This window comes from Streptomyces sp. NPDC030862 (genome assembly GCF_055571835.1).
In genome coordinates this window covers 302,906-322,926 of the sequence record NZ_JBVIEN010000005.1, presented here as the reverse complement: position 1 = coordinate 322,926, position 20,021 = coordinate 302,906, and the positions used below count along the sequence as shown (strand labels likewise).

At 73.9% G+C, this 20,021-nt stretch carries 19 protein-coding genes; 7 read left to right on the top strand and 12 right to left on the bottom strand.

Features of this window, described 5'->3' with window-relative positions; translation table 11 throughout:
• Positions 1-78: 78 nt before the first annotated feature.
• The gene (locus ACZ42X_RS15940; RefSeq protein ID WP_468289533.1) at positions 79-543 is read left to right on the top strand and encodes a DUF2267 domain-containing protein; all 465 of its coding nucleotides are present in this window, start codon (positions 79-81) and stop codon (positions 541-543) included.
• Positions 544-605: 62 nt separating this feature from the next.
• Here ACZ42X_RS15940 and soxR read toward each other — a convergent pair whose 3' ends face one another.
• The gene (soxR, locus tag ACZ42X_RS15935; RefSeq protein WP_468289530.1) at positions 606-1,097 is read right to left on the bottom strand and encodes a redox-sensitive transcriptional activator SoxR; all 492 of its coding nucleotides are present in this window, start codon (positions 1,095-1,097) and stop codon (positions 606-608) included.
• 108 nt (positions 1,098-1,205) lie between these two features.
• On the opposite strand from soxR, the gene ACZ42X_RS15930 reads away from it, so the two are divergent.
• A complete protein-coding gene (locus tag ACZ42X_RS15930) occupies positions 1,206-1,667 on the top strand; it encodes a MaoC family dehydratase (RefSeq protein WP_468289527.1) in 462 nt (153 codons plus the stop codon).
• Here ACZ42X_RS15930 and ACZ42X_RS15925 read toward each other — a convergent pair.
• The 3 genes from ACZ42X_RS15925 to ACZ42X_RS15915 all read right to left on the bottom strand — a co-directional run bounded on the left by ACZ42X_RS15925 (position 1,658) and on the right by ACZ42X_RS15915 (position 3,889).
• Positions 1,658-2,302 (bottom strand): TetR/AcrR family transcriptional regulator, encoded by a 645-nt coding sequence (locus tag ACZ42X_RS15925; RefSeq protein WP_468290146.1) that lies wholly within the window; start codon positions 2,300-2,302, stop codon positions 1,658-1,660. The two genes, ACZ42X_RS15930 and ACZ42X_RS15925, sit on opposite strands and share 10 nt — an antisense overlap.
• Before the next feature lie 72 nt (positions 2,303-2,374).
• Complete coding sequence (locus tag ACZ42X_RS15920) at positions 2,375-2,662, bottom strand: YiaA/YiaB family inner membrane protein (RefSeq protein WP_468289524.1); 288 nt, start codon at positions 2,660-2,662, stop codon at positions 2,375-2,377.
• Between the two features lie 75 nt (positions 2,663-2,737).
• Positions 2,738-3,889: an acyl-CoA dehydrogenase family protein gene (locus ACZ42X_RS15915; protein ID WP_468289521.1), complete on the bottom strand. Its 1,152-nt coding sequence runs from the start codon at positions 3,887-3,889 to the stop codon at positions 2,738-2,740.
• Positions 3,890-3,954: 65 nt separating this feature from the next.
• Between ACZ42X_RS15915 and ACZ42X_RS15910 the strand changes: the two genes are divergently transcribed.
• The 4 genes from ACZ42X_RS15910 to ACZ42X_RS15895 are packed head-to-tail and all read left to right on the top strand — an operon-like array spanning position 3,955 to position 7,627.
• Complete coding sequence (locus ACZ42X_RS15910) at positions 3,955-4,599, top strand: TetR/AcrR family transcriptional regulator (RefSeq protein WP_468289518.1); 645 nt, start codon at positions 3,955-3,957, stop codon at positions 4,597-4,599.
• A complete protein-coding gene (locus tag ACZ42X_RS15905) occupies positions 4,596-5,942 on the top strand; it encodes a HEAT repeat domain-containing protein (protein WP_468289515.1) in 1,347 nt (448 codons plus the stop codon). Before ACZ42X_RS15910 ends, ACZ42X_RS15905 begins: the two co-directional genes overlap by 4 nt.
• An 18-nt stretch (positions 5,943-5,960) precedes the next feature.
• Positions 5,961-6,659 carry an ArsR/SmtB family transcription factor gene (locus tag ACZ42X_RS15900; RefSeq protein ID WP_468289512.1) on the top strand — a complete coding sequence of 233 codons (699 nt, stop codon included), beginning with the start codon at positions 5,961-5,963 and terminating at the stop codon, positions 6,657-6,659.
• Positions 6,660-6,691: 32 nt separating this feature from the next.
• Positions 6,692-7,627 carry a DMT family transporter gene (locus ACZ42X_RS15895; RefSeq protein ID WP_468289509.1) on the top strand — a complete coding sequence of 312 codons (936 nt, stop codon included), beginning with the start codon at positions 6,692-6,694 and terminating at the stop codon, positions 7,625-7,627.
• Here the strand turns inward: ACZ42X_RS15895 and ACZ42X_RS15890 are convergent.
• From ACZ42X_RS15890 to ACZ42X_RS15870, 5 genes are all read right to left on the bottom strand, one after another.
• Positions 7,624-8,703 (bottom strand): Zn-dependent alcohol dehydrogenase, encoded by a 1,080-nt coding sequence (locus ACZ42X_RS15890; protein ID WP_468289506.1) that lies wholly within the window; start codon positions 8,701-8,703, stop codon positions 7,624-7,626. The two genes, ACZ42X_RS15895 and ACZ42X_RS15890, sit on opposite strands and share 4 nt — an antisense overlap.
• A 20-nt stretch (positions 8,704-8,723) precedes the next feature.
• The gene (locus ACZ42X_RS15885; RefSeq protein WP_468289503.1) at positions 8,724-10,118 is read right to left on the bottom strand and encodes an aldehyde dehydrogenase family protein; all 1,395 of its coding nucleotides are present in this window, start codon (positions 10,116-10,118) and stop codon (positions 8,724-8,726) included.
• 122 nt (positions 10,119-10,240) lie between these two features.
• Positions 10,241-10,720, bottom strand: coding sequence for a DUF3574 domain-containing protein (locus ACZ42X_RS15880; protein ID WP_468289500.1), 480 nt, complete (start codon positions 10,718-10,720; stop codon positions 10,241-10,243).
• 112 nt (positions 10,721-10,832) lie between these two features.
• Positions 10,833-12,413: an amidohydrolase gene (locus ACZ42X_RS15875; protein WP_468289499.1), complete on the bottom strand. Its 1,581-nt coding sequence runs from the start codon at positions 12,411-12,413 to the stop codon at positions 10,833-10,835.
• Complete coding sequence (locus ACZ42X_RS15870; RefSeq protein ID WP_468289497.1) at positions 12,410-13,936, bottom strand: APC family permease; 1,527 nt, start codon at positions 13,934-13,936, stop codon at positions 12,410-12,412. The genes ACZ42X_RS15875 and ACZ42X_RS15870 overlap by 4 nt, the downstream gene beginning before the upstream one ends.
• Before the next feature lie 133 nt (positions 13,937-14,069).
• On the opposite strand from ACZ42X_RS15870, the gene ACZ42X_RS15865 reads away from it, so the two are divergent.
• Positions 14,070-14,708 carry a TetR/AcrR family transcriptional regulator gene (locus tag ACZ42X_RS15865; protein ID WP_468289495.1) on the top strand — a complete coding sequence of 213 codons (639 nt, stop codon included), beginning with the start codon at positions 14,070-14,072 and terminating at the stop codon, positions 14,706-14,708.
• A 145-nt stretch (positions 14,709-14,853) separates the two neighbouring features.
• Here ACZ42X_RS15865 and ACZ42X_RS15860 read toward each other — a convergent pair whose 3' ends face one another.
• From ACZ42X_RS15860 to ACZ42X_RS15850, 3 genes are all read right to left on the bottom strand, one after another.
• A complete protein-coding gene (locus ACZ42X_RS15860) occupies positions 14,854-16,122 on the bottom strand; it encodes an MFS transporter (RefSeq protein ID WP_468289493.1) in 1,269 nt (422 codons plus the stop codon).
• Entirely contained in the window at positions 16,122-17,531 is a 1,410-nt protein-coding gene (locus ACZ42X_RS15855) for a CitMHS family transporter (RefSeq protein WP_468289491.1), read from the bottom strand. Before ACZ42X_RS15855 ends, ACZ42X_RS15860 begins: the two co-directional genes overlap by 1 nt.
• 123 nt (positions 17,532-17,654) lie before the next feature.
• A complete protein-coding gene (locus ACZ42X_RS15850; protein WP_468289489.1) occupies positions 17,655-19,853 on the bottom strand; it encodes a molybdopterin oxidoreductase family protein in 2,199 nt (732 codons plus the stop codon).
• Between the last annotated feature and the right edge of the window lie 168 nt (positions 19,854-20,021).

The following is a 20,021-nucleotide window of genomic DNA, read 5'->3' as shown; positions in this document are numbered from 1 at the left end:
ACCTCACCGTACGGGGGCGGTGGGCCCCTCCCGGCCCCACCGCCCCCGGCCCACCGGTCGAAAGGCCCAGGGAGAACCATGCGCATGCAGTGGGACGCGTTCCTGACGTCGGTGCAGGAACGCGGCGAATACCCGTCACAGCGGGAGGCCGATCGCGCCACCCGCGTCGTCCTCGCCCTGCTGGGCGCACACCTGGTCGGCAACGAGCGGGCCGAGCTGGCCGCCGGGCTGCCGGAGACGTGCGCCCTGGTCCTGCTCAACCCGCTCACCGCTGCGGAGCCCCTCAGCCCGGAGCGGTTCGTCCGCGCGACCGCCGCGTGGATAGAGGGCGCCACCGAGGAGACCGCCACGTGGGACATCGGCGCCGTGCTGAGCGTCGTGGCCGACACGGCGGACGAGGACCTGATGCGGCGGATCCTGCTCCAGCTGCCGCCGGGCTACGACCTGCTCTTCGGCCGGCCCGGCATGACGGAGCGGGAGCCCGACCAGCAGCCGTACCAGGACCGGACCGAGCGGCCCGAGCGGTTCGCGGCTTCCGAGTAGGCGGCCCGCTCCGCGGTCCGGTCAGCCGCCCGATCCCCGGCCGGCACCTTCAGCCGTCCGTTTCAGCCGTCCGTTTCAGCCGGCGCGGGCTTCGGGCGGGCGGCCTCGGGCATGAGGCGGGAGCCGGCCAGGCGCTCACCGAAGACGTCGTCCGGGTTGGACAGCACGCACGTCTTCAGTGACAGGCAGCCGCATCCGATGCAGTCGGTGAGGTGGTCGCGCAACCGGCTCAGCTGTGTGATGCGCTCGTCCAGCTCCGAGCGCCAGGCCTCGGAGAGGCGGGCCCAGTCCTCCCGGGTCGGCGTGCGTTCCTCGGGGAGTTCGGCGAGGGCGTCCCGGATCGTGGCGAGCGGGATGCCGACGCGTTGCGCGGCGCGGACGAAGGCCACGCGGCGCAGCGCGTCCCTGCCGTACCGGCGCTGGTTGCCGCTGGTGCGCCGGCTGCTGATCAGGCCCTTGGACTCGTAGAAGTGCAGGGCGGACACGGCCGCGCCGCTGCGCGCGGACAGCTGTCCGACCGTGAGCTCGTGGATCTTCTCTGGAATCTTCGGCACCCGTCGCACCCTACTGGCCGTGCCGGAGCGTCCGTTGACAGGAGCCCTCTCCCCCGACCATGCTGAGCAAGCGCTTAGACAACCGAGCCAGGTCAGGGGAGCTGGGACATGGCAGAGCCGAGGATCTTCACGTCCGCCGACGAGCTGCGCGCCGCGGTCGGCGAGCAGCTGGGCCACAGCGACTGGCTGGAGGTCGACCAGAAGCGGATCGACCTCTTCGCCGAGGCCACCGGCGACCACCAGTGGATCCACGTGGACCCGGAGCGGGCGGCGACCGGCCCGTTCGGCACGACCATCGCGCACGGCTACCTCACCCTGTCGCTGCTGCCGCTGTTCGTGCCGCAGGTCCTGCGGGTCGAGGGCGTGAGGATGGGCGTCAACTACGGGACCAACAAGGTGCGCTTCCCCGCCCCCGTGCCGGTCGGCTCGCGGCTGCGCGCGACCGCCGCGCTCCAGGGCGTCGAGGAGGCGGGCGGCGGCGTGCAGGTGACCGCGCTGGTGACGGTGGAGCGCGAGGGCGGCGACAAGCCGGTGTGCGTCGCCGAGTCGGTGTCCCGCTACTACTTCTGAGCCCGGGGCGTCCCCGGGGCCCCCACCATGCGCAGGACGAGGTCGGCGTAGAGCGCGCCGACCTCGTCGGGCGTCCGGCGCCCCGTGGTGTTGAACCAGCGGGCCACGTCGATGCAGAGCGAGAGCACGGCGAGGGTGGTGCCGGAGACGTCGGGCACGTCGAACTCACCCGCCGACACGCCGTCGTTGATGATGCGGCGCACCACCGCGTCGCTCTTGCGGCGCAGCTCGTGGATTTCGGCGCGGTGCTCCTCGCTCAGCGAGTCGAGCTCGTACTGGACGACGCGGGCGGTGGTGCGCCGCCCGGCGTGCCAGCGGACGAAAGAGCGCACGGCGTCGGCGAGCCGCTCCGCGGCGGTGCCGGGGCCGCTCTCCGCGGCCTGGAGGATCTTCAGGGCCTTCACGTGGCCGATCCGGCTGATCCGGTGGAGCAGCTCTTCCTTCGTCTTGTAGTGGATGTAGAGCGCGGCCGGGCTCATCCCGGCGCGGCTCGCGATGTCACGCGTGGTGGTGGCGTGGTACCCGCGCTCGGCGAAGGCGTCGACGGCGGCGACCAGCAGCCTCCTGGCCGCCTCCGGTGTGACCTCGTCCCACGGCGTGTCCTCGCCGCCGGCCGTCTCCTCCGCCGTGCTCATCGCGTGCGCCCCTTCCATGACCTCCAGGACGAACACCATACCGCGACGGTGAGCAAGCGCTTAGAGCGCGCCTCAGAGCTTCTGGAAGGGGTCGTGCTCGGCGAGGAGCTTTTCCAGGCGGGCCTGGTCGACGCGGCTGACGATCTGACCGGCCTCCTGGCGGTCGCGGACGACCTTGGCGAGGGTGAACGCGGAGGTCGTCAGGTACAGGACCGCGATGGCCAGGAAGGCGCGGACCCAGGCGTCCGCCTCCAGGTTGAAGATGCCGATGGCCACCGCGCCCAGGGCGAGTGCGAAGGAGGCCACGGCCTGGCCGTAGTAGGCGGCCGTGTTCTGCTGCTTGACCGGTGTGTCACTCATGCGGGAAAGCATGCGCGGGCTGTGGCCGGGGCCACATCCGCTCCCGTACTCAGAAGCCGTACTCAGAAGCCGTACTCAGAAAGCGGAGACGCCCGTCAGCGCCCGCCCGATGATGAGCTTCTGGATCTGGCTGGTGCCCTCGTAGAGCGTCATCACGCGTGCGTCGCGCAGCAGTTTGCCGACCGGGTACTCGTCGATGTAGCCGTAACCGCCGAAGACCTGGAGGGCGTTGTTGGCGCACCGTACGGCGGCCTCGGAGGCGAAGAGCTTCGCCTGGGAGGCGGCGGTGGCGAACTCCTCGCCCCGGTCGACGAGATCGGCCACCCGCCAGGTCAGCAGCCGGGCCGCGTCGACGTCCACGGCGATGTCGCTGATCAGTTCCTGCACGAGCTGGTACGAGGCGATCGGCTTGCCGAACTGCTCGCGCTCGCCCGCGTACCGCACGGCCGCGTCCAGCGCCGCCTGCGCGATGCCGACGCACCCGGCGGCGACCGACATGCGGCCCTTGGCGAGCGCCGACATCGCGATCGAGAAGCCCTTGCCCTCGGGGCCCAGGAGGGCGGAGGCGGGCACCCGCACGTCCTCCAGGATCAGTTCGGCGGTGGCCTGCCCGCGCAGGCCGAGCTTGCCGTGGACGGTGCGGCGGGTCAGGCCGGGGGTGTCGGCCGGTACGAGGAAGGCGGAGACGCCCCGGTGGCCGGGGGTGTCGTTGGTGCGGGCGAAGAGGAGGACCACATCGGCCCAGGTGCCGTTGGTGATGAACATCTTGCTGCCGTTGACGACGTAGTCCTCGCCGTCGCGCACCGCGCGGGTGGTGAGGCTGCCGGCGTCGGAGCCGGTGCCGGGTTCGGTGAGGCCGAAGCAGCCCAGGGCGTCCCCGGCGGTGAGGCGGGGCAGCCAGTGACGCTTCTGCTCCTCGCTGCCCCAGGCGGCGATGGTCTTGGTGACCAGGCCGAGCGAGACCGAGACGATGCCGCGGACGGAGGAGTCGCCGCGCCCCAGCTCCTCGGTGACCAGGCAGTACGCGAGGTGGTCGCCGCCACTGCCGCCGTACTCCTCGGGGATGGTGAGGCCGAGGAAGCCGACCTCGCCGAGCTTCTTCACGATCGACCGGTCGACGCTCTCCGCGCGGTCCCAGGCGACGACGTGCGGGGCGATCTCGCGCCGCACGAACTCCTCGGCGAGCTGCCGGACGACCGCCTGCTCCTCGCTCAGCTCCAGGTCCACGGCGCGACACCCTCCCGTTAACTATCACTGCTAGTTTCTTTTCGGCAGGGCCTACTATGTGCCGCATGGCCCGACCGCGCAAGCCCCTCCTCAGCAGAGAACGCATCGTCACCACGGCGCTCGCGCTCGTGGACGCGGAGGGCCTCGACGCGGTCTCGACCCGCCGCCTCGCCGCCGAACTCGGCGTCAGCGGGCCCTCGCTCTACAACCACTTCCGCAACAAGGACGAGATCCTGGACGCGGTCGCCGACTCCGTCAGCGCCCAGATCGACCTGTCGATGTTCGACGAGGCCGACGGCCGCGACTGGCGCACGGCCCTGCACGACTGGGCGGTCTCCTACCGCGCCGCGCTCGCCGACCATCCGCACATCGTGCCCGTCCTCGCCCGCGGCCCCGGCCGCCGCCCGGCCGGCCTGCGCGTGGCCGACGCCGTCTTCGGTGCGATGGTCCGGGCGGGCTGGCCCCCGGCGCACGCCACCCACATCGGCGCGCTGATGCGGTACTTCATCACCGGCTCGGCCCTCGGCTCCTTCGCGCGCGGCTTCGTCGACGACGAGACGGCGTACGACCCCGCCGACTACCCGCACCTGGGCCAGGCGCACCTGCTCGCCGAGCACCAGAAGCAGGTCGACGAGGGCGCCTTCGAGACGGGGCTGCGGGCGCTGCTGGACGGGCTGGCGGTGCGGTACGAGGGGGTGGCACGCCGATGATCGGCGCGGACCTCGCAACGGCGGTACGGGCCGGGGACGCGGAGGCCGTACGGTCCCTGCTGGAGGCGGGCGCCGACCCGGACACGCCCGGCGAGGACGGCCTGCCGGTGCTGTGCGCGGCCGTGGCGGCATACGACGAGCCGGTCGCCGGTGCGCTCGTGGAGGGTGGGGCCGACCCGGACCGGCCGCTGCCGGACGGGACCACGCCGCTGCTGCGTGCCGTCGACCTCGGCTCACCCGCGGTCTTCCTCGCCGTGCTCGGCCGGGAACCGCGGCTGCGGCTCCCCGAGCCCTCCCGGGAACGGCTGCTCGCACTCGCCCGCAGCTGGTGCGAAACCGGCGCGGTCGCCGAGCTGCGGCTCCGGACCGGTGCGACGAGCCCGGCCCGGATGGTCCGGGTCGAGGACGACGAGTGGGACCACGTCGAGCAGGTCTCGCTGGGAGGGCTCACCGTGCGGGCCGGGCACGGCGCGATCCTGACCCATCTGGAGTGGGCCTTCCGCATCCTGACGCCCGTCGAGGAGTTGGTCGCCCGCGCGCTGAAGCACCGCGACGACCGCCACGTGGACTGGTCGGCGGCCCGTTCCGTCCTCGGCGAGCGGCGCAGCCGGGAGACCAGGAACGCCCTGACGGCCTTCCGGCACCACCCCGACCCGGCCCACCGCCGCTTCGTCGTCGCCGTGCTGTGGCTGAGCTCGGTGCTGGGCGGTTCCGACACGGCGTACGACGAGGAGAACGGTGAACTCCTCGCCGCGTGGGCGCTCGAGGAGACCGACAGCGCTGTCCTCGCCGAGGTGCTGGACGCCTTCACCGCATACGGGCATCGCGACCAGGAGGCCATCGGGCTCCGGTACGCCGACCACCCCGACCCCCGTGTCCGCAGGCACGTTCCCTACGCCTTCGGCCCCTACGGTCCGCCCCTGACGCCGGAGGGCCGCGCCGCCCTGCTCGGCCTCGTACGGGATCCGGACCCACGCGTGCGCATTTCGGCGTGCCAGGTGCTCGGACGGCACGACACCACCCCGGAGGCGATCGAGGCGCTGCGTTCCGTGCTCCGGGACGCGGATTCGGGTGTGCGCGCGAGTGCCGCGGCCGCGATCGCCGCCTCCTCGGACCTTACGCCCGCCGTGGCGGACACGCTGGTGGGCCTGCTCGACGACGAGGAGCAATCGGTGCGCCTGGAGGCCGCCTACGGCCTCGCCGAGCGGGACGATCCGCGTACCGGGGAGGCGTACGGACGAGTGGGCGTCTTGGGTCCCGAGTTCTCGGAGGATCACCGCTGGAACGCGTTCTGGCGCTGGGAGTGGCGCCGGCAGGACGGTTCGGCCGCCGCCGAACAGTAGGTGCCCCATCCTGGGGGCATGGCCCCCCAAGACCTCGCCGCGTTCGCTGCGCTCTTCGCCGATGAGACGCGTGCCGCCTTCTGCCTCGCCCTGCTCGACGGGCGGGCCTGGACCGCCGGGGAGCTGGCCCGGCACGCGCGGGTGGCGGCGTCGACCGCCAGTGAGCACCTGGGGCGGCTCGTCGCGGGTGGGGTGCTCGTGGAGGAGCGGCAGGGGCGGCACCGGTACGTACGGCTGGCCGGGGAGCGGATCGCGCACCTGGTCGAGGACCTGGCGGCGCAGGCGGCGGGCGGGCGGGAGCCGCGGGCGCCGCGCTCGCTGCGGGCGGCGAGCGTGGACAGCGCCATGGCGCGGGGGCGCACGTGTTACGACCACCTCGCCGGGAGGCTCGGCATCGCCGTCACCGAGGCCATGACCGTACGGGGGCTGCTGCGGCAGGACACCGGGTTCGCGCTCACCGACGCGGGGGTGGACTGGTTCGGCGCGAGGGGGATCCCGCTGGAGCCGAAGGGGCGGCGCCCGATGGCGCGCGGCTGCCTGGACTGGACGGAACGCAGGCCCCATCTGGCGGGGGTGGCGGGCGCGGCCCTGTGCCGGCACGCGCTCGACGCCGGCTGGTGCGTACGGATCGGGTCCGAGCGGGCCGTGAAGGTGACGGCGGACGGCGAGCGGGCGCTGCACGCGCTGCTCGGGATCGAGCCCGTGACACTTCGGTGAGCGCCGAACGGTTCCGGCCGTACGGTCGGCCCATGACCGACTCCCCGAAGTCACCGTTCCTTCCGCTCGCCGCCGCCGGTGTCACCGTCGTCTTCTGGGCCTCGGCCTTCGTGTCGATCCGCAGCGCCGGCGCCGCGTACTCCCCCGGCGCCCTCGCCCTGGGGCGGCTGCTCGCCGGCGCGCTCACCCTCGTATGCGTGCTGCTGATCCGGCGTGAAGGGCTGCCGCCGCGCGCCGCCTGGCCCGGGATCCTGGTGTCGGGCCTGCTCTGGTTCGGCGTCTACATGGTGGTGCTCAACTGGGGCGAGCAGGAGGTCGACGCGGGCACCGCCGCGATGATCGTGAACATCGGGCCGATCCTGATCGCCCTGCTCGGCGCGCGCGTGCTGGGCGAGGCGCTGCCGCCGCGCCTGCTGGCCGGGATGGCGGTGTCGTTCGCGGGCGCGGTCGCCGTGGGCCTGCCCATGTCCGGCCGGGCCGGCGCGGGGCACGCCTCCGTCCTCGGAGTGCTGCTGTGCCTGCTGGCGGCGATCGGGTACGCGGCCGGGGTCGTGGCGCAGAAGCCGGCGCTGGCGCACGCGAGCGCCCTCCAGGCGACGGCGTACGGCTGCCTGACCGGCGCGGTGCTGTGCCTGCCGTTCGCCGGACAGCTCGTCGACGAGGCGGGCCGCGCGCCGCTGTCCGCCACACTCAACATGCTCTACCTGGGCGTCTTCCCGACGGCGCTGGCGTTCACGACATGGGCGTACGCGCTGGCCCGTACGACGGCGGGGCGGCTGGGCGCCACGACGTACGCCGTGCCCGCGCTGGTGGTGCTCATGTCGTGGCTGTTCCTCGACGAGCTGCCCGGCGCCCTGACGCTGGCCGGTGGCGCCCTGTGCCTCGCGGGTGTGGCGGTGTCGCGCTCCCGGCCGCGCGGGGCACGGCCGGGAGGTGCGAAGCGGGACCAGTCCCAGGGGCGGGGCTAGAAGACGACCAGCGCCCGGCCGCCCTTGCCCGCGATCATGTTCTCGAAGGCGGCCGGGATGCCGTCCAGCCCGATCCGCTCGGTCACCAGGGCGCCCAGGTCGAGGCGCCCGGCCCGGATGTGCCCGGCGAGGAGGGGCAGGTCCTCGGCGGGGTTGGAGTTGCCGTACACGCAGCCGGACAGGGTGCGGCCCCAGTGGAAGATCTCCAGGGCGTTGAAGGTGACCTGCTGGTCCTTGCCGCCGATGCCGACGACCGTGGTGCGGCCGCCGCGCCGGGTGGAGTCCCAGGCGGTACGGATGGCGGTGGCGCGACCGGCGCACTCGATGGCCACGTCGGCGCCGTGCCCGCCGGTGAGCTTGCGGATCTCCTTGGCGGTGGTCTCGGAGACGACCACGTACTCCGTGGCGCCGGCCCGGCGGGCGAGCTCCTCCTTCTCCGGCGACACGTCGACGGCGATGAGGGGTCCCGCACCCGCGATCCGGGCCGCCTGGAGGGTGGCGAGGCCCACGCCGCCGATGCCGAACACGACCACCGACTCGCCCGCGCGGACGCGGGCGGAGTGGTGGACCGCGCCCCAGCCGGTGAGGACCGCGCAGCCGAGCAGGGCGGCGTCGACGAGCGGGACGCCGTCCGGCACCGGCAGGACGCAGTTGGCGGCGACGACGGTCTCCTCGGCGAACGCGGCGACGTTCAGGCCCGGGTGGAGCTCCGTGCCGTCCTCGGTGACGGCGTAGACGCTGCCCGCGCCGGTGAGGGCGTCGGCGCAGAGCCACACCTCGCCGAGTGAGCAGGGGTGGCAGGAGCCGCAGGACGGCGCCCAGTTGAGGACGACGCCGTCGCCGGGGGCGACATGGGCGACGCCCTCGCCGACGGCCAGGACGGTGCCGGCGCCCTCGTGGCCGAGGACGGCGGGGACGGGCACGCGCATGGTGCCGTTGGACAGGGACAGGTCCGAGTGGCAGACACCGGCGGCGGCGAGGCGGACCCTCACCTGGCCGGGGCCGGGCTCGGGGAGCTCGATGCCGGTGATCTCCAGCGGAGCACCTATGGCGGGCAGGACGGCGGCGCGGACCACGATCTTCTTCTCCCGGGCGGTCAGAACTGGAGGGACTTGGTCTGGAGGTACTCGGCGAGGCCGTGGGTCCCGAGCTCGCGCCCGACGCCCGACTGCTTGTAACCGCCGAAGGGGGCCAGCGGGTTGAACCGGCCGCCGTTGATGTCGACCTGGCCCGCCTCCATGCGGCGCGCGAAGGCGACGGCCTCCGCCTCGTCGCCGGCCCACACCGCACCCGCGAGGCCGTAGACCGTGCCGTTGGCGATGCGCAGGGCGTCGTCCTCGTCCTCGTACCGCAGGATCGACACGACGGGGCCGAAGATCTCCTCCTGGGCGATGGTCATCTCCGGGGTGACGTCCGCGAAGACGGTCGGGCTGACGTAGTAGCCCCGGTCGAGGGGCGCGTCGGCGCCGCCCGTGACGAGCCGTGCGCCCTCTTCGACGCCCTTCTCGATGTAACCGCGCACGCGCTGGAGCTGCTTGGCGTTGACCATCGGCCCCAGCCGGTCGCCGGGGGTGTACTTGGCGACGGCCTCCGCCGCGATGGCGACGGCCTCGTCGTACTGGTCCTTGTGCACCAGGACGCGCGTGAGGGCGCTGCACCGCTGGCCGGAGTTGGACAGGGCGTTGGCGATGCCGACGGTCACCGCCTTGGCGAGGTCGGCGGAGGGCAGGATGACGTTGGCGGACTTGCCGCCGAGCTCCAGCGCGACCTTCTTGACGGCGGCGCCCGCGATGGCGCCGATCTTCCGGCCGACGGCGGTCGAGCCGGTGAAGGAGACCAGGTCCACCCCGTCGTGCTCGGCCAGGGCCTGGCCGGCGACCGGGCCGAGACCCGTCACCAGGTTGAACACCCCGGCGGGGAAACCGGCGTCGTGGACGGCCTCGGCGAACAGCTGGGCGGTCAGCGGGGTGTCCTCGGCGGGCTTGAGGACGACGGTGCACCCGGCGGCCAGGGCGGGCGCCACCTTGGCGACGAGCTGGTGCAGCGGGTAGTTCCAGGGCGTGATCGCGCCCACCACACCGACCGGTTCGAGCAGCACGGTGGAGTTGCCCACCTTCTCCTCGAACGGGTACGAGGCCGCCATCTCGGCGTACGTGCCGGTGACCAGGACCGGCAGGCCGACGTGCACCTGCTGGGCGAGCTGCGGGGGCGCGCCCAGCTCCGCCGTCACGGTCTCGGCGATCTCCTCCGCGCGCGCGGTGAGCGCGTCGCGCAGGGCGGTGAGCCGGGCGGCCCGCTCGGCGGGCGCGGTCGCGGCCCAGGCCGGGAAGGCCGCGCGGGCGGCCCGTACCGCGGCGTCGACGTCCTCGGCCGTGCCGGCCGGGACGTGGGCGATGACCTGCTCGTCCGCCGGGTTCACCACGGCGATGGTGTCGGTGCCGGCGGCGGGCCGCCACGCCCCGCCGATGTACATCCCGTCGTGGGCCTTCATCCGCTTCTCCTTATGTGGGCCTTCGGAGCTGTGCCACTGGGCTGTGCCACTGGGTCGTCCGACACCCAAACTAGCGGTGGTAGTTTTCTGGCGCCAGAGGATGCCGGACCGACCACATCACATCAGAAGTCCACGGAGGTGCGTTCGTCGAGGCGGGCCACCGACTCCTGGCCGAAGGCGAGCCGGTAGGCGTCGCGGATGCGCTCGATCCTCGGATCGCGGGCCTTGGCCTCCGCCACCGGGTACAGCAGGATCAGCTCGTACGACCGCTCCCGCTCGATCCGGCCGCTCGCGTCCCGCCACTGCCCGCGCCCGTCCTGCACGGTCAGCCCCTCCGGGAAGGCGGGCGTGACCTCGCGGTCGACGAACGCCGTGAACTGCTGGTCCGTGACGTCCGGGCCGCCGTCGGGCCGCTCGGTCCCGAAGAGCAGGCGCGTCTCCAGATAGGCCGCACCCCGGGTGGTGGCCGCGCCACCGGCGTCGCGCCCGGAGACGGTGTCGAGGTTCGCGTACGCGGCGGGGGCGCCGGCCGCGAGCAGGACGGTCGCCGTGGTGACGGCCAGGCGGGCGCGGGTGCGGGTGGCGGCGGCGAGGATCGGCATGGCGGGCCCTTTCGTACGGGGGGGGCGAGCGCCGATCACTCTGGCAGTCCGCCGTCGCGCGATCCGGTCGAAACTCCGAACTCGACCGGATCCGCGCGTCGGTGGCGACGTCTTACAGCTCCCGGTGCGTCACCCGCCCCGCCGCGACCGTGAGCCGGACCGGCGCCTCGGCGACCTCGCCGGCCGGCGCCTGCACCGGGTCCACCGCGAACGCCGTCAGGTCGGCGCGCAGGCCCGGCGCGACGCGGCCCGCCACGGACTGCTCGCCCGCCGCGACCGCCGCGTGCGTGGTGCACCCCTCCAGGGCCATCAGCCCGGTGAGCCCGCGGCCCGCCGAAGCGGCCCCGCGCGGCGCGCGGGCGGTGGCGAGCACCTGCCGGGCGTCGTAGTGGGCGATCGGCCAGTCGGAGCCGAGCGCGAGGTACGCCCCCACGTCCCGCAGGTCGCGGCAGCGCCAGGCGCGCGAGGCCCGCTCGTCGCCGAGGCGCCTGGACCACTCGTCGGTGTGGTCGGCGCGCGTGTACGCGGTGTGCGGCGGCTGCATGGAGGCGATGACGCCGAGGTCGGCGAAGCGGGCGAGCTGATCGGCGGGGAGCGTCTCGATGTGCTCGATCCGGTGCCTGAGGCGCCCGCTCTCCCCCAGTGCCTCGACGGTGTCGAGGACGTGCCGTACGGCGGCGTCACCGATCGCGTGGGTGGCGGTCCGTACGCCCGCCGCGTGGAGCCGGCGTACGGCGGCGCTGTACGCGGCCGGGTCCGGCCAGAAGGCGTCCGTGCCCTGGCCGTGGCAGTCGGCGTGCTCCAGCCAGGCCGTGCCGCCCTCGACGGTGCCGTCCATGAAGAACTTCACGCCGCCGACGAGCCAGTCCCGCCCGCGCAGCCGCTGCAGGGCCACGAGCTCGTCCAGCGCCTCCTCGTCGGCGCCGGGCATGCACCACGGGGCCAGCCGCAGGCGCAGCGGCAGGTCGGTCGCCTCCTCGACGGAGGCCAGCAGTTCCGGTACGTCGCCGTCGCCGAGGTCCATGACGTGGGCGCCGGTCAGGCCGGTCGCGGCCATGGCGGACAGCAGCTCGACGAGCCGGGCGCGCCGCTCGGCCCGGGAGGGCTTCGGCACCACCGCGGTGACCAGCGCCATGGCGGCGTGCTCGATCAGATGGCCGGTGGGCCGCCCGTCCGCGTCGCACACGATCTCGGAGCGCTGGTCGAACGAGCGGGGCCCGTCGACGCCCGCGGCCCGCAGCGCGGCCCCGTTGGCGAGCGCGGAGTGGCCGTCGTACAGGCGGATGAAGACGGGGACGCCGGGCAGCGCCTCCTCGATGAGCGCCCGGTCGACCGGGCGGCCGCCGAAGGTGTTGTGGTCGAGGCCGTACGCGACGACCCAGCCGCCGGTGCGCTCGGCGCCGCGCAGCGCCGCCCGCAGGCCGTCCAGGTCGGTGACGGCGGAGAGGTCGAGTCCGGTCGCCATCTCCAGGCCCCAGACGGGGTGGCTGTGGGAGTCGGTGAGGCCGGGGGTGAGGGTGGCTCCGGCGAGGTCGACGGTCTCGGTGCCGGGGCCGGTCCACTCCGGTACGTCGGCGGCGTCGCCGACGGCGGCGATGAGGCCGTCCCGTACGGCCACGGCGGTGGCGTGCGGGCGGGTGGGGTCGAGGGTGCGGACCCGGGCGCCGGTGAGGACGAGGTCGGCTGCGGTCACGTGCGTACTCCCTGCTCGATGTCGGTGGTGTCCGCCGGGTCGGTGGTGTCCGCCGGGCCCTCCGGCTCCTCGGCGAAGCGCGCGTACACCTCCGGGCGGGTGCGCCGCAGCCGGAAGGCGAGCAGCACACCGAGGACGAAGACGGCCGGTACGAGCGCGACCAGGATGGTGTTGACGGTGGTGGAGGCCCCGGTGAACACGTCGATCTTCGAGACGACCAGTCCGATCGCGGCGGTGAGCAGCACGGCCGCGGCGACGGGCGCGATCACCGTCCGTACGACGCCCTCGGTGTGGCGGACGCGGCGGAAGTAGAACGGGATGGCGAGGGCGGCGAGCAGCTGGAGCGCCATCAGGCCGAGGCCGCCGGGGGTGTTGAGCCAGAGCAGGAGCTGGGTGTACGGGTCGGCGCCGGCGAGCGCGAAGGCGAGGACCAGGGCCAGGCCGAGGACGGTCTGGGCGGCGCCGACGACGTACGGCGAGCGGTGGCGCGGCTGCACCGTGGCGAAGGCGCGGGGCAGGACGCCCTCCTCGGCGAGGGCGAGGCCGTAGCGGTTGATGGCGTTGTGGAAGGCCAGCAGGGAGGCGAGGATGCTGGTCACGATGAAGACGTGCATCAGGTCCGCGGCCCAGCCGCCCACGAAGGTGGTGATGGCGGCGAAGAACAGCCCGCCGGGGTCGTCGCCCGCCGCCTCGACGACCTGCGCGTCGCCGAAGGCCTGGATCACGGTCCAGACGATGAAGGCGTAGAAGAGCCCGAGGAAGCACACGGCGATGTACGTCGCCCGGGGGATGGTGCGGCCGGGGTCGCGGGCCTCGCGGCGGTAGATCACCGTGGACTCGAATCCGGTGAAGGCGGTGAACGCGAAGGCGAGGACGGCGGCCGTGCCGGGCACCAGGAAGCTGTCCGGCGCGAAGGACGCGAGCGAGAGCCCGTGCGCGCCCCCCTTGAGGAGTACGCCGCCCGCGAGGAGGACGAGTATGCCGGTCTCGGCGACGAGCAGGACGCCGAGGACCTTGGCGCCGAAGTCGATGGAGCGGTAGCCGCCGTACCAGATGAGCAGCAGCCCGGCGAGGGAGACCGGCAGCCACGGGACGTCGACGCCCCACAGGGCGTGGGCGGTGTCGGCGGTGGCGGTGCCGAGGAGCCCGTAGACCCCGATCTCCATGCCGTTGTAGCCGATCAGGGCGAGGAGGGCGGCGCCGACGCCGGCGGGTTTGCCGAGGCCCTGGCTGATGTACGCGTAGAAGGCGCCACCGCTGCGGACGTGGCGGCTCATGGTGGTGAAGCCGACGGCGAAGACCGCGAGGGTGACGCCGGCGATCAGGTATCCGACGGGGGCGCCGATCCCGCCGAGCACGATGGCGATGGGTGCGACGCCCGCCATGACGGTGAGCGGGGCGGCGGCGGAGATGACGAAGAAGGCGATGTCGGAGGTTCCGAGCGTGCCGGTACGGAGCCGGACGGCGGGCGACGCGGGGCCGCCGGCTCTCTCCGGGGACGCCTGGTCGGAGGTCACGGACATGGGTGTGCTGAGCCCTTCTGCGTACGGGAGCGGGGGCTACGGCCTGGGGGAACCGGAAACCTAAAGGCTTTCGGTTGCGGCAATGTAGCCTCCGTGGGGGCATCCGGGAAGACCTCACGAAGGGGACGCGACGATGGGACGGCCGCGCACGCCACTGCTCGACCGGGCGCGCATCACCACGACGGCGCTCGAACTCGTCGCGGAACAAGGGGAGTTCAGCGTTCCGCAGATCGCCCGGCGACTCGGCGTGCAGACGGCCTCGGTGTACCACCATGTGGACGGCCGGGACGGCATCGTCGAGCTGATGCGTGAACGGGTGTGCGCGGCCGTCGACACGGCGACCCTCGAAGCGGCCCCGTGGGACGAGGCCCTGATCGCCTGGGCCCGCTCCTACCGCGCCGCCTTCGCCACGCATCCGCGCGTCATCCCGCTGCTCATGACGTCACCGGTGCGCGCGCCCAAGGTGCTGGAGCAGTACGAGCAGGCCGTCGGGCTGCTGCTGGGCGCGGGCTTCGCGGCGAAGGACGTCATGCCGCTGCTGACCGGCCTGGAGAACCTGGTCCTGGGCTCGGCGCTCGACCTGTCGGCGCCCGAGGCGATGTGGGAGCTGCCCGACGAGACGAGCACGCCCCGGCTGGCGCTCGCCCTGGCGGCGGTGGGCGCGGGGCGCGCCGAGGCGGCCTTCGAGGCGGCGTTGGAGGGGCTGGTGGCGCACTGCCGGAAGGTGCTGGCGGCGACGAAGGCGGCGGCCGCGGAGGGGGGCGGGGCCTAGGAGCGTGGCGGGGCGGGGCTCGGGGGCCTGACGGGGCCTCGGAGCCGCGCGGTGCCCGGGAGCCGAACGGAGCTCCGGAGCCGCGCGGTGCCCGGGAGCCTGACGAGGCCCAGGATCCGCGCGGTGCCCGGGATCCGCGCGGGCCTCAGCGGGACGGTTGACGTACGCCGCGGCGGCGGGCGGCCCGTGCCGGCTCGGCCTCCGCCGGTTCGCCCTCCGCCGCGCCGGGCTGCCGCCCGACCCGTACCCCCAGGGCCGCCGCCACCAGCAGCAGCCCGCCGAGCACCACGAACGGCGCGGCCGGGCCCGCCACGCCCGCCACCAGGCCCGCCGAGGCGGGCGCGGCGACCTGGCCGAGGCGGTTGCCGGTCAGGCGCAGGGCCAGCGCGGTGGACCGGGCCCGGTCGGGGGCGGCCCGCACCACGGTCGTCATCGACAGCGGCTGGCCCACGCCGAGGCAGAAGCCCAGCACCGCCAGCATCGCCGCGAGCACGGACACCGGGACGGGCAGCGCGATCGCCGCGCACAGCAGCCCGGCGAGCAGACAGGTGACGGTCAGCAGCACCGTGCGGCCCAGCAGCCGGATCATCGGCGTCATGACCAGGCGGCAGGCGATCGTGGCGGCGGCGCGCAGGCTCAGCAGCAGCCCGATGGTGGCGGGGGCGATGGAGCGGTGCTCGCCGATGACCGGCAGGTAGGCGGTGAGGATGTCCGTCGCCGACAGGACGGCGAGGCTGATGAAGATCCCGGCGGGCACGCCGCGCGTCCGCAGGATCCGGTGCACGGGGACCTTGTCCGCCGCGTCGCGCGCCCGCGGCCGTTCCGTACGGTGCTCGATGCGCCAGAGCGACGCCAGCGACACCGCTCCGACGGCCGCCGACACGACGAGGGCGAGGGCGCTCGTACGGCCCAGGGCGCCGTCCTCGCCGGAGATCAGCAGGCCCGCGGCGACCGGCCCGACGAGCTGGCCCAGCGAGGCGCCGATGGTGAAGTACCCGAAGTTCCGGTCCTGTTCGGCGGCGGCGGGCGGGGACTGGCGGGCGACGATCGACTGGGCGCCGATGACGAAGCACAGGTGCCCGAGCCCCATGACGCCGCTCCACGCCGCCATCGCGGGCAGGGACCCCGCCGTACCGCTGAGCGCGCAGCCGCCCGCTATCAGCACCACCCCGGCGGGCAGCAGCGGCGCGCACCGCCCCCGGTCGGTCCTGCGCCCGAGCGGTACGGCCGCAAAGAGCGGCAGCAGGGCGTACCCGCCCGCGATGACGCCGACCGCGCGCTCGTCCGCGCCCAGGGAGAGGGCGCGGTACGAGACGGCTGGCCGCGCCATCGACACCGCCGCCTGCGCGAAGCCGAAGGCGATGACGAGGCGCAGCAGCCAGTACCGGTGGGGCCGCGTGGGCTGGGGCCGCATCAGATGATGCCGAAGAGGATCCCGGCGCCGAGCACCACCAGCGAGGTGAGCGCGGCCCACTTCACGGTGAAGCGGGTGTGGTCGCCGAACTCGACCTTCGCCATGCCGACCAGGACGTACACCGCCGGCACCAGCGGGCTCGACATGTGGAGGGCCTGGCCGACGAGCGAGGCGCGGGCGATCTCCAGCGGCGACACGCCGTGCGCGGCACCGGCCTCGGCGAGGACCGGCAGGACGCCGAAGTAGAAGCCGTCGTTCGACATGAAGTACGTCAGCGGGAGGCTGAGCAGGCCGGTGACGAACGCCATGTGCGGGCCCATGCCGTCGGGGATGGCGCCGACGAGCCAGTCGGCCATGTGCTTGACCATGCCGGTGCCGGTGAGGACGCCGGTGAAGACGGCCGCGGCGAAGACCATGCCCGAGACGTTGAGGACGTTGTCGGCGTGGGCGGCGATACGGGCCTTCTGGTCGGGCATGTGGGGGAAGTTGACCGTGAGGGCGAGGGCCGCGCCGATGAGGAAGAGCACCGGGATCGGCAGCAGCTCCATGATCATGGCGGCGAGGAGGGCCACCGTGAGGGCCGCGTTGAACCAGTACAGCCTGGGCCGGAGGGTGGGCCGGTTCGGGTCGAGCCCCTGGAAGCCGTCCTCGGCCTGCGGCACGTCCGCCTCCGGCCCGTCGCCGGTGCCGCCGCCGGTGCCGCCGCCGGCGGCCGTCGTGGGCCGGCCCTCTCCGCCGCCGGTGGCGACCAGCACGGTCTCGGCCTGCGGCTCCAGCGCCTCGTCCAGCGTCAGGTAGCCCAGCCGCTTCCGCTCGCGCCGCCCGAGGACGTACGCCAGGGCGAAGACGAAGAGCAGACCGACGCCGAGGGCCGGGATCATCGGTACGAAGATGTCGCCGGCGTCCAGCTTGAGGGCGGTGGCGGCGCGGGCGGTGGGGCCGCCCCAGGGGAGGGTGTTCATGACGCCGTTGGCGGTGGCGGCGATACCGGTCATGACGACGAGGCTCATCTTCAGGCGCTTGTAGAGCGGGTACATCGCCGAGACCGTGATCATGAAGGTGGTGGAGCCGTCGCCGTCGAGCGACACGATCGCGGCGAGCACCGCCGTGCCGACCACCACGCGCATCGGGTCGGCCTTGCAGAAGCGCAGGATGCCCCGGACGATCGGGTCGAAGAGGCCGACGTCGATCATCACGCCGAAGTAGACGATGGCGAACATCAGCATCGCGGCGGTGGGCGCGAGGTTGCCGACCCCTTCGATGACGTAGTCGCCGAGCTGCGCGCCTTGTCCGACGAGGACGCAGAAGAGTGCGGGGATGAGGACGAGCGCCGCGATCGGCGACATCTTCTTCAGCATGATCAGGACCAGGAAGGTCGCGATCATGGCGAAGCCGAGGATTGTCAGCATGGAGGACACCTAACGTTCACCCTTGAACTCCACCGGGGGGAGCGGCGGTCCGGATGACGTTAGGTGGCCCGTTCTGCCGTTAACAAGGTGTTGACGCGTGAGCAATACGAGCAAAACCCCAGGTCACCGGCCGGGTGTCACCTCCACGGGGAAGCCGTTGAGCACGGCGGTGCCGGACAGCGGGTCGAGCAGGGTGCCGTCGAGGAGCTGGTTGACGTTGACGCCGGGGCGCGCCCCGGCGACCGCCATGCGGGTGCCGGGCCGGTCGTGGCCCCAGCCGTGCGGCAGGCTCACCACTCCCCTGCGTACCGCGTCGGTGATCTCCACCGGGACCTGAAGCTCGCCGCCGGCGCCCTTGACGCGGGCGGGGGCGCCGTCGGTGAGGCCGAGGCGGGCGGCGTCGTCGGGATGGACCTGGAGGGTGCAGGTGTTGCTGCCGCCGTTGAGGGCGGGGATGTTGTGCAGCCAGCTGTTGTTGGAGCGCAGGTGGCGGCGGCCGACCAGGACGAGGGAGTCGCCGCGCGGCTCCAGGGCGGCGCGCAGCCGGGGGAGGTCGGCGGCGATCGGTTCCGGCAGGAGCTCGACGCGTCCGCTGCGGGTCTTGAGGACCTGCGGGAGGCGCGGCTTGAGCGGGCCCAGGTCGATGCCGTGCGGGTGCTCCCGGAGCCGGTCGAGGGTGAGGCCGTCGTACGGGCCGAGGCGCAGCATCAGGTCCAGCCGCCGCTCCGGGCCCGTGCGGCCGCCGAGCCGGGCCGCGTACTCCTCGGGGTCCTCGCCGTACGCGGGCGAATGGGGCTCGGTCACGGCCTTGGCGAGGGTGCGCCGTATGGCCATGTCGTCGACGGCGCCGGGCTCGGCGCCGTGCATGCCGGTGACGGCGAGGATCAGCCGGGCGTGGATCTCGCACTCGTCCATGCGGCCGGGCTCCAGCGGGACGGCCGCCGGGGTGTAGCGGACCTGGTCGCGAACGGCGAAACCGTTGAAGGCGAAGTCGAAGTGGGCGCTCTGCGCGGGCGGCGGCGGGGGCAGGATCACGTGCGCGTGCCGGGAGGTCTCGTTGAGGTACGGGTCCACGCTGACCATGAAGTCCAGCTCGGCGAGCGCATGGTCGAGGCGGTCGCCGTCGGGCGCGGAGAGCACCGGATTGGCGGCGATGGAGATCAGCGCGCGGACACGGCCGTCGCCCGGGGTCGTGATCTCCTCCGCGAGGGCGGCGAGCGGCAGTTCGCCCTTGGCCTCCGGGTGCCCGGAGACCCGGCTCGCCCAGCGGCCCAGTGCGAAGCCCTTGCCGGGCCCGGCGGGGCGGGGCGCGGGCGCGGTGGCGGAGAGCGGGAAGAGGGCGCCGCCGGGCCGGTCGAGGTTGCCGGTGAGGACGTTGAGGACGTCGACGAGCCAGTTGGTGAGGGTGCCGTACGCGACGGTGCTGCCGCCGATCCGCCCGTACACGGCGGCCGAGGGCGCCGCCGCCAGCTCGCGGGCGAGCTCCCGGATGGTGGCGGCGTCCACGTCGCACGCGGCGGCGACGGCCTCGGGCGTGAACTCACCTACGGCCGCCTCGACTTCCTCGACCCCCTCGACCTGCCCGGCGAGCGGTCCCGGGTCGGTGAGCCCCTCGGCGAAGAGCACCTGGGCGACGGCGGCGAGCAGCAGGGCGTCCGTGCCGGGGCGGATGGCGACGTGCCGGTCGGCGAGGCGCGCGGTGCGGGTGCGGCGCGGGTCGACGACCGTGAGGGTGCCGCCGCGCCGGCGCAGGGCCCTCAGCCTGCCGGGGAAGTCGGGGGCGGTGCACAGACTGCCGTTGGACTCCACGGGGTTGGCGCCGATCACCAGCAGGTGCGCGGTGCGGTCCAGGTCCGGGACGGGGATGGCGAAGGCGTCACCGAAGAGCAGCCCGCTGGAGACGTGCTTGGGCATCTGGTCGAGCGTGGAGGCGGTGAAGAGGTTGCGGGTGCGCACCGCGCCGAGCAGCACGGGCGGGTAGAGCGCGCCGGCCATGGTGTGGACGTTGGGGTTGCCGAGGACGACCCCGAGCGCGTCGGAGCCGTACCGCTCGATGAGCGGCGGCAGGCGGCGGGCGATGGTGTCGAACGCCTCGTCCCAGCTCGCTTCCCGCAGGACGCCGTCCTCGCGGAGCAGCGGTGTGCGGAGCCGGTCCGGGTCGGCGTCGATCTCGCCGAAGGACGCGCCCTTGGGGCAGATGAAGCCCTCGCTGAACACGTCGTCCCGGTCGCCTCGGGCGCCGGTGACGCGGGGGCCGTCGAGGGTGAGGGTGAGCCCGCAGGTGGCTTCGCAGAGCGGGCAGATGCGCAGGGCGGTGGGCATGGAGGCCTCCGGGACAGCGGCGGTGACGCGCGGGTGCCGCGAGCATACCGACCGGTAGGCACGGTGGCGATGGCCTTGCCGCCGCACCGGGGCGGCGGGGCGGCGGGGCGGCCGGCTCACGGCCAGGCGCTCGGCGCTGCGCCGCTGGACGGGCGTGCGGCGGAGGGA